The 3,182-nt window shown below is 50.2% G+C and carries 1 protein-coding gene; it reads right to left on the bottom strand.

The genetic code is table 11. From position 1 onward, the window contains the following. Positions 1-3,122: amino acid adenylation domain-containing protein (locus tag KO511_RS22085; RefSeq protein WP_252724512.1), on the bottom strand; the 3,122-nt coding region annotated here is incomplete at its 3' end. Positions 3,123-3,182 lie beyond the last annotated feature (60 nt).

Raw genomic sequence — 3,182 nt, 5'->3', positions numbered from 1 at the left:
CCCTGCTCCAGTAAATAATGTGCTAACTGGTTGGCTCGCTGATTGAGTTCACCATAGCTTAGGCTCTCATGGTTAAAGACTAAAGCGGTCGCTTCAGGCTGCTGAGCGGCTTGAGCTTCAACCAGTTGATGAATGCACAGCTCGCCTTGGAAGTCTTGTTGGGTGTCGTTCCACTCGACTAGCTGCTGCTGTTTTTCCGCGGCGGATAAAATATCCAACTCAGCCAAGGGGCGTTCTGGCTGAGTGAGTGCAGCTTGTAGCAAGTCTTCAAAATGTCTTGCTAGACGTGCAATGGTCTCTGCTTTAAAGAGATCTTGATTGTATTCCCAATCGAGCGCTAATCCATCTGCGTCTTGCACCACATTCAGTGTTAAATCAAATTTGGCAATGGTCAGGTCAGCCGCTTCGAATTGAACCTCAACGTCAGGCAGGTTCAGCTCAGCGGTTTCATTGTTCTGTAACGCCAACATGACTTGAAACAAGGGATGATGACTTAAATGCCGGTTTGGCTGCAGTACTTCCACCAACTGCTCAAACGGCACTTGCTGATGCGCATAGGCATCCAAAGCCGTGACCCGGCATTGTGTTAAGAGCGTATTAAAACTCGACATCTCAGATAAATCGGCTCGTAAGACCAAGGTATTCACAAAGAAGCCAATCAAAGGTGCAACTTCCGGTTGTTCCCGATTGGCGACAGGGCTGCCGACCACAATGTCGGTTTCATTGCTATAACGACTCAGTAATGCAGCAAAGAGCGCATGCAGTCCCATAAAAAGGGTCGCCCCCTCAGCCGTGCAGTAATCTTGCAGCTGTTGACTGAGCGCGGAGGGAATGCGAGAGCTTAGGGTCTCACCGGCAAAGCTTTGTTGAGCGGGCCTTGGATAGTCCAAGGGTAACGCATGCACATCCGGTAAACCGGCCAGCTGATGCTCCCAATATTGGGTTTGCTGTGCTAGCACCTCACCTTGCAAATAACCGCGCTGCCAAAGTGCATAGTCTGCATATTGAATGGATAGCGGCATTAACTGAGGTGTGGTATCAGCCACATAAGCACTATAAAGCGCTTGCAGCTCTTGCATCAATATCGAGATTGACCAACCATCACCGGCAATATGGTGAAGGGTTAACAGTAATACGGATTCGTCTGATGACAGCCTTAATAGCCGTAGTTGCAGCATCAAGTCTTGGGTTAAATCAAATGACCATGCACTGAGTTCACAACGATGCGCCATCAAGGCTGCTGCTTGTTCATCGGATGACAAAGCTTGCAGGTCCACCACCGGTAAGCATTGACCTGCTGGTACTGGCTGCACTTGCTGGTAAGTCTCTCCTGTCGCTTGCTCTACAAAACAGGTGCGTAGGCTTTCATGACGGCGGTAAAGCGCTTTAAAGCTCTCTTCTAACGCTGCTATATCCAGCTTGCCACTCAAGCGCAGAGCCCCTGGCATGTTGTAATGCACACTGCCGCCTTCTAAGCGATCAATAAACCACAAACGTTGCTGGGCATAAGATAACGGCAATGCGGTTAACTGAGGATTTCGGGCCACCATCGGCGGCACCTGAATACCTTGCCCTGCCATCGACGCCTCTGCATCTAATGCCGCCGCCAACTCACTCAGGATGGGCTGCGCAAAGAGTGTTTTAATCGGGATGTCTAAAGCAAACTGCTCTCGAATGCAGGCTAATAGCCGTACACCTAGTAATGAATGTCCACCCAGCTCAAAGAAATGTGCATCACGGCTAACGGGCGAGCCTAGGTGTAGCAGTGTTTGCCAAAGTTCCGCTAAGCGCCCTTCAGTGGCGCTTTGCGGTGCCTCATAAGCCCCTGTCACCTGAGCTAAATCCGGTTCAGGCAGTGCCTTACGATCGACTTTACCGTTGGGTGTTAATGGCAACTGCTCCAGCACCACAAAAGCCGAGGGCACCATGTAATCGGGCAATACGGCTTTTAACCTTTGCCTAAGTGAATCAATCAGTATTTCTTCTGTTACGTCCAAAGCCTCAGGCGTCTCAGCGGCTGTGACATAGGCGACCAAACGCTTGTCACCAGCGCGATCTTCACGGGCTAATACCACCGCTTCTTTAACAATCGATTGTTGCAACAGCTGGGACTCGATTTCCCCCAATTCAATCCTAAATCCCCGGATTTTGACCTGATGATCCAAACGCCCTAAAAAGGCGAGATTGCCATCTGGCAACCAACGCACCAAGTCACCGGTGCGATATAAGCGTGCTTCTGGGTCATCGCTAAAGGGGTGAGTAATAAACGTTTCAGCGGTGAGCTCTGGGCGATTGAGGTAGCCGCGAGCTAAGCCCACACCACCGATATACAGCTCGCCTGGCACACCGATGGGCAGAAGCTGCTGCTCGGGTGAGAGTACATAGCCTTCCGTATTACCTAAAAGTTGTCCGATTGATGCAGCGCTTCCTACATGATGGAAGTCTGTCACCTCAAATAGGGTAACCACATGGGTTTCCGTCGGGCCATAATGATTGAATAAACGGCAGTGTGTATGCCGATTAAAAAACTCGCAAAGGCTCGCACCTAATATTAACGCCTCACCGGCCGTTATAACCTCTTTCATGTGCGGCAACGCTCGCTCATTTTTCGTGATGTAATCCGTCAATAACGATAAAACAGCCGGCACAACAAATAGGCGCTCAATGCGTTGCTCATGTATAAAATCATACAATCCAGGAATATCCAGACGTAAATCTGCCTGCTCTAGGTGCAGACTGCCTCCGGTTGTCAGTGCTGTAAACATTTCCTGAGCGGCGACATCGAAGCCAAAGCTTGTTAGTTGCAAGCTTTTATAGGGCTCGACCAAGGCTCCTGAGAGCTGTTGGCGCTGCATTAAATTGACGAGCATTCGGTGTGTCTGTAGCACCCCTTTAGGCCTGCCCGTTGACCCTGAAGTGTAAATCACATACGCCAGATGCTTTGAGGTTAAACCAATCAGCGCTGGATCAATATTCTCCTGAGTGTAATCGCTCAGTTGCTGCTGAACGGTGGGGCAATCTAGGGCGATGGGGCGGTAAGACGCTTGAGCAGAGCCTTTAGGTAAACCATGGATGAGGTGCTGCTGGGTGATGATAAAGCCCACACCACTGTCTTCGATCATATGACCAAGACGATCACTCGGGTAGCTTGGGTCTAAAGGTACATAAGCGCCCCCGGCTTT

The organism is Vibrio hepatarius, from assembly GCF_018860525.1.
In the GTDB taxonomy this organism is placed as follows: domain Bacteria; phylum Pseudomonadota; class Gammaproteobacteria; order Enterobacterales; family Vibrionaceae; genus Vibrio; species Vibrio hepatarius_B.
The sequence above is the reverse complement of the archived record's forward strand: the minus strand, read 5'-3'. Positions and strand labels throughout refer to the sequence as shown.